The sequence below is a fragment of the Actinomadura logoneensis genome (assembly GCF_003428695.1).
Classification (GTDB): Bacteria; Actinomycetota; Actinomycetes; order Streptosporangiales; family Streptosporangiaceae; genus Spirillospora; species Spirillospora logoneensis.
Genome location: NZ_QURH01000248.1, coordinates 1 through 6,460, shown reverse-complemented (window position 1 = coordinate 6,460; position 6,460 = coordinate 1). Strand labels below are relative to the sequence as shown.

Below are 6,460 nucleotides of genomic sequence, written 5' to 3'. Positions count from 1 at the left end.
CGGGCGGGCATGACCGGGCGGGCATGACCGGGCGGGCGGCCCGGGGCATGGCCGGGCGGGGGCGGGGCGTGACCGGGCGGGCGGCGGGGACGTGACCGAGCGGGCGCGCGGGCCCATAAACTTGACGCCCGTGAGCCTCTCCATCGGAATCGTCGGACTGCCCAACGTCGGCAAGTCCACCCTCTTCAACGCGCTGACCAAGAACGACGCGCTGGCCGCGAACTACCCGTTCGCGACCATCGAGCCCAACGTCGGCGTGGTCGGGGTGCCGGACCCCCGGCTGGAGAAGCTGGCCGGGATCTACGGCTCGGCGAAGATCCTCCCGGCCACGATGGAGTTCGTGGACATCGCGGGCATCGTCAAGGGCGCCTCCGAGGGGCAGGGACTGGGCAACAAGTTCCTCGCCAACATCCGCGAGACCAGCGCGATCTGCCAGGTCATCCGCGCCTTCGAGGACCCCGACGTCACGCACGTGGACGGCGACGTCGCCCCCTCCCGCGACATCGAGACGATCAACACCGAGCTGATCCTCGCCGACCTGCAGACGATCGAGAAGGCCCTGCCGCGCCTGGAGAAGGAGGCGCGCACCAAGAAGGACAAGGAGCAGCTCGCGGTCGTCGAGGCCGTCCAGAACGCGCAGAAGATCCTGAACGAGGGCGTCACGCTGTTCGCGGGCGCCGAGAAGGCCGGCATCGACCTGGCCCTGCTGCGCGAGCTGCACCTTCTCACCGCCAAGCCGTTCCTCTACGTCTTCAACCTGGACGAGGAGGAGCTCGCGGACGAGGCGCTGCGGTCCCGGCTGCGCGAGCTGGTCGCGCCCGCCGAGGCGATCTTCCTGGACGCCAAGATCGAGGCCGAGCTGATCGAGCTGCCCGACGACGAGGCGCTCGAACTGCTGCAGGGCATGGGCCAGGAGGAGTCCGGCCTGTCGCAGCTCGTCCGGATCGGGTTCGACACCCTCGGCCTGCAGACCTACCTGACCGCCGGCCCGAAGGAGACCCGGGCCTGGACGATCAGGAAGGGCGCGACCGCGCCGGAGGCCGCCGGGGTCATCCACACCGACTTCCAGCGCGGCTTCATCAAGGCCGAGATCGTGTCCTTCGACGACCTGGTCGCCGCCGGCTCCGTCGCGGAGGCCCGGAACCAGGGCAAGGTTCGCATGGAGGGCAAGGAGTACGTCATGCGGGACGGCGACGTCGTGGAGTTCCGCTTCAACGTCTGAGCGTCCTCGGCGGCCGATCGTCCTGTGCGGTCCCTTGGGGCACGCGTGGCGAACGGGGGCCGCGGCGTATCGCCGGGTGGCGTGACGGGTGGAGGGACGTTGCCGGGACGTTGGGGTTCCCTGTTGTAGCCGAACGGTCATCTCAGGCGGAACCAGTACAAAAACGGAAGTCTGCCGGCGGGTGCGTCCCCGCGGCGGACGGTGTCGGACGAGAGCGGACGGACCACCGCGGGTGGTTCCGTCCGCTCTCGTCTGTGTTCGGGGTGTCCCTCCTGCGTGCGCGAGGTATCCCGGCGAAGGCCCCGATGGAGCGCTCTGTCGCGAAGCGGACACGGTGCCGGGTTTTCCGCAAGGAGATTCCGGAAGTCGATCTTCCGGGGTAACCAAGCACCTCCCGTACCGGGGCGCTTGTCCGAAACGGGGTGGCGCGCTCCGTTCGGAGTCGGCGATACGGGATCGTCACCGTTTGGCAATCTTCCCTGTTCCTGCTGAGGTGGATTGCATTATCCACAACCGCGTGCCGGGACTGTGCTTCCCCGCGATGCGCTGGAACAATTGACGCTCGTGGTTACGCTGGGCCGAGGTGGGCTCGGAATGGGCCACATCGGCAGGGATCAGGCACACAGCAGGCACACACAGAGCGCGCCGTCCGAGGGAAGGCGCGAGCGGAGGCAGGATGGCTCGCAGGTCGGCCGTGACAGACGGCCACCAGCCCGCCGGCGTCGACGGCGCCGGACCGTCCGAGCACGCCCTCGGACCGGTCGACGACCCCTGGGCGGCGTCCGGACGCCGCTCCCGGCGCGGTGGCGGCGGCGCCGCCCGCGGCGGACGCTGGGGCGGTTCCGGCGGGCGCTGGTGGGTCTGGGTCGGCCGCGCCGTGCTGTGGGCCCTCATCATCGTCATCGTGGTGAACGGCGTGCGCGCGCCGTTCGAGCGGTTCACCGCCAAGGACGGCGCGTCCACCACCGGGTCCGGCCCGTCCGCCCACGGCTTCCCCACCACCGCCGCCGGGGCGTTCGCGCTCCAGTTCGTCCACGTGTACCTGAACTACGACCCCCGCTCCGCCGACGCGCGCGCCCAGCAGCTGCGGGCGTTCGTCCCCGAGGGCGCGTCCGCGCAGTTCGGCTGGAACGACGTCGGCCAGTTGCAGCTCAGTTCGGCCCAGGTCGCCGGAGTGGACGTCCGCGACGCCGAGAACGCCATCGTCACCGTCCTCGCCGCCGCGCAGGGCAAGTGGTTCCGGCTCGCCGTCCCGGTGTACGCCAAGAACGGCGCGATGGTGGTCTCCGCGCGCCCGGCGCTGCTTCCCCCGCCCGCCAAGGCCGCCCTCCCGCAGGCCGGCGTCCGCGACCGCGACGGCGCCCTCGAGTCCGAGCTCGGCTCGGTCATGGCGGCCTTCTTCCCCGCCTACGCCCACAGCGACCAGGCGGCGCTGCAACGATTCTCGGACGGCCCCCCGATCCGAGGGCTCGCCGATTCGGTCACCTTCGTGCAGGTCAGAGAGGTCATCGCACCCAGGGGTCCGGCCGACAGCCGCACCGTCACCGTCACCGTCGGCTGGCAGATGCCCGCCGCCGGGGGCGCCGTCGGAGGTGAGCTCGACCAGACCTACGACCTGTCCATGGTGAAGAAGAACGGCACCTGGTACGTGCACGACATTCGCGGCACGGCCCAACCGAACGCATCATGAAAGTCCCCGACGTGATCATCACACCAGTAACGACCCCCGCCGAACCAGGAAGGTAGTCAGTCGATGCTGCACCACCTCATGGCGTCGATTCCCGACCAGATTCTGGCGGCGCCCAACAACAACGACCAGCTCAGAACGGACCAGCTCGCGGACTGGCTGCGCCAGATCTTCGGTCCGCTCTTCCTGGTGATCGTCTCCATTGTCGCCATCTTCTTTCTGTTCACCAGGGAGATCACCCGCTTCGTCCAGTTCATCGTGCTGGCCATCGCGATCGGCGTGGTCTTCTACGTGCCGAACATCATCGAGACGACGGCCAAGGCGATCGCCAAGGCGCTGGGGGTGAACCTGACCTAGTCCCGCCAGGACGGTCCAGGGGCCCCGCGCCGCGGGGACCCGGCAGGCGACACCGTGCCCAGCGCAGTCAAAGGGGAGTAGGGGCGTGGATCTACCCACGTACACGAACATCTGGCGCATCGAGAAGCGGCTGTACAAGCTGTACGATCTGCGGCTGCCCATGCCGCTGCCGCTGGTCCAGATCGGCGTGTTCGCCGGGGTGTTCATCCCCTGGATCCTGATGCTCCGGCTGGTCGGCGTCCCGTTCAAAACCCCCTGGCACGTCCTGTACCTCGTCCCGCCGGGGGTGCTGACCTGGCTGGCGACGCGTCCGGTGATCGAGGGCAAGCGGCTCACCGAGCTGCTGCTCTCGCACTCGCGCTACCTCGCCGAGCCCCGCACCTGGTGCCGCCTCACCCCGATCCGCGAGCCCCGCGAGGTCGTCGTCGTCGGCCGCGTCTGGCGGCGTGCCGACCAGGCCGCCGAACGCGCCGCCATCAAGGCCTCGCGCCGCGCCCGCAAGGGCCGCAAGGGCCGCCTGCGGATCGAGGAGGCCGTGCCCGTCGGCGCGGGGGGGTCCGCCGCGGCACCGGCGGCGTTCCCGACCGGCCTCAGCACCCAGCGCGTCCCGGCCCACGCGCCGTCCCTCACCGACGCCGACATCCAGCCCGCGCTCGCCGACCCGGCCCTGCAGCCCGCCTACGCGGCGGAGCCCGCGCCGCAACGCGCGCACGCGGAACCGGAACCCGCGCACCCCCAGCCCGTGTACGCGGAGGCCGAACCCCCGGCCCCGCCGCTCGCCGAGACCGCGTCCCCGGCGGACGCCCCGCCGCTCGCCGAGGCCCCTCCCCAGCGTCCCCCGGAACCCGACATCCACGTCGCGGGCGCGGGCTTCCCCCCGGCGGACATCGACCACCCCCCGGCGACCCCCGAACTGGAGGCGCCCGCCCCCCAGGGCTCCGGCAAACGCGCGCTGGCCTCCGGCGTCCGCCGCCCCGGCGACCCCGCCGACTTCTGGGAGACCATCACCCAGAACCTCCCCCGGCACCCCGCCGACCCGACCCCCGCGACCGGCCCCGAGTTCGCCGGGCCGTCCGAGTCCGCGCCCGAGCGCGCCCCCGAGCGTCCGGCGGCGACCGGCCGGGCCGGCACGTCCGACTCCGGGCGCGCTCGTGAACCCGAGCGCGCGAACGAGCCGCCGAGGACGCCGCAGCGTGCGAGGGCATCCGAGTCCGCGCGCGCCTTCCCGTCCGCTCCGGCGGCGTCGCACCAGCCCGCGTCTCCCGGTGGGGCGGGGGCTGAACGCGGTGAGGTCTCCCGCGAAACCGCGCACGAGGGCGAAAGGTCGACCGAGCGTCCGCCGACGAGGCCGACGAGCGGCGGGCTTTCCAGGGAGGCCCGGTCCGGCATCGTCCGCTGGCCCAAGGAGGTGACCGCCCCCGGATCCTCGTTCAGGCAGACACCTCCCACTGAGGCCGAGGCCACGACCGGCGACGCGTCCCAGAAGGACGAGCGCGGATCGGGGAGCACGACCGAGCGTCCAGCGGCGGCATCCGGCCTGGCCCGCTGGCCGCGGGACGCGGCCGACCCCGCAGCTCCGCAGCGCCCGGCATCTCCTGGCCGGACGGAAGCCGCGTCCGGCGACGCGTCCCCGGCGGGCGCACGCGAGCCCGAGCGCACGACCGAGCGGACGTCCGCTGGGCCGACACCTTCTCCCGCGTCGGCGGCGCGCGAGGGCGCGCCCGAGGCGGCGCGTGCGTTCGACGGTGAGAATGAGCGCGCTGCGGCGGCTGAAGGATCCGCGTCTGGGCGGGAGCCGGGTATCCCGCCGCAGGGCATCGACGGGCCGCCGTCCATGTTCGGACGGGTCCGCCGCCGCTTCGGCGCCCCCGGTCCGAAGGACGCGTCCGCGCAGGAGGCCGAGGCCGCCGTCCCGCCGCAGACGCGGCCCGATGTCCAGGCCCAGCGGCCCGGGCCGACGCGGCCCGACATTCCGCAGGTCGCCGCATCGCCGGCGAGTGAGCGCCCCGAGGCGTCGCGCGCAGCAGACGAACCGTCCACGTCGCCCGCACCCGGATCCGCGCCTTCCGACGCGTCCGGCGCCGAGCACGGCGCGCGCATGCCGGAGGAGGCCGCCGCCCACGGGTCCGAGGCCGGAGCGGAGACCGCGCCCGAGCAGGTTCGTGAGTCCGAGCGCCGGGCGGGGACGGACGCTTCGTCGCGCTTCGGTGCCGCAGCGGGCTCCGAAGCGGTCCGTCCGGCGTTGCCGCGCGGGGACGGGCCGGAGGGACGTTTCGTGTGGCGCCGCGCGAGCGGTGCAGAACGACCGGCTCCCGACGAAGCGGCGGCCCAGGAGCAGGCCCGCACGTCGCAGCCACTCCGTGCCGAGCAGCCTGACCCCTCGAAGCCCAGTGCGTCCCAGCCCGGCGCGCCGCAGCAAGGTGCCGCGCAGCCCGGTGCGTCGCAGGAACGTGCGCGGCAGTCCGGTGCGCCGGGGTCCGGTGGGTTCGAGCTGCCCGCGACCGAGCGGGGGCGCGCGTCCGGAACACCCGCGCCCGGCGGGCAGGTACAGGGTGCCGAGGCGCCGACCGGTGCGGACGCGCCCGGTGGGCTTGGGCGCGGCTCGGGGACGCCTGTCACTCGGCAGGACATTCCTCGGCCGGCGGCTCCTACGCGGCCCGACATTCCCCGGCAGCCGGTGGCGAGCGAGCAGCCGCGGACGGTCCCCGAGGAAGGGGACAAGCTCGTCGCTCGCGGGAACATCGTCCGGCGGTCCGAGCCCACGGTGCCGGGCGCCTTCGGGCAGGCAGAGGCTCCGCAGGGCACCGGCCCCGGCCGCCAGGAAGCCGCCGCCGGCCCAGCCGGTTCGGTCGGCGAGGGGCAGGGTGCTTCCGGTCATCAGCGAGACCCGCAGCTTTCCGCCGCGCCGCAGGGCGAGGCGGAACAGGGAACCGCCCCGCGCCGGGAGCAGCGGCCCTCTGCGGGGGCACAGCGTGGGACGGGGCACGCTCCGGCTCCGCGGCCGGAAGAGCAGCGGCCGGAGGAGCAGCGGCCGGAGTCCGGCCCCTCGGCGGGACGGCGTCCCGGCGAAGGGGAGTGGCGGCCGGTCCGGCGGGAGCCCAAGCCGTGGTCGGAGGAGCTGTCGCGGCCGGCGCCGTGGCCTCCGGCGCAGCGGCAGGACGTGCCTCCGCCCGCGCCGCCGCCCACCGTCGAGC

At 73.5% G+C, this 6,460-nt stretch carries 4 protein-coding genes; all 4 read left to right on the top strand.

Annotated elements, in window-relative coordinates; all coding sequences use genetic code 11:
• The first annotated feature begins 130 nt into the window (after positions 1-130).
• On the top strand, positions 131-1,222 hold the full coding sequence (ychF, locus tag DZF91_RS14515; RefSeq protein WP_117357998.1) for a redox-regulated ATPase YchF: 1,092 nt from the start codon (positions 131-133) through the stop codon (positions 1,220-1,222).
• 676 nt (positions 1,223-1,898) lie between these two features.
• Positions 1,899-2,912: a conjugal transfer protein gene (locus DZF91_RS14510; RefSeq protein ID WP_117357997.1), complete on the top strand. Its 1,014-nt coding sequence runs from the start codon at positions 1,899-1,901 to the stop codon at positions 2,910-2,912.
• 63 nt (positions 2,913-2,975) lie between these two features.
• Positions 2,976-3,266, top strand: a complete 291-nt coding sequence (locus tag DZF91_RS14505; protein WP_117357996.1) for an LptF/LptG family permease — start codon at positions 2,976-2,978, stop codon at positions 3,264-3,266.
• Between the two features lie 85 nt (positions 3,267-3,351).
• The coding region (locus DZF91_RS14500) for a TcpE family conjugal transfer membrane protein (protein ID WP_147341150.1) at positions 3,352-6,460 on the top strand (3,109 nt) is incomplete at its 3' end.

Coding starts and splice junctions, on each gene's coding strand:
- DZF91_RS14510 (WP_117357997.1), top strand. CDS start 1,899: ATGGCTCGCAGGTCGGCCGTGACAGACGGCCACCAGCCCGCCGGCGTC.
- DZF91_RS14505 (WP_117357996.1), top strand. CDS start 2,976: ATGCTGCACCACCTCATGGCGTCGATTCCCGACCAGATTCTGGCGGCG.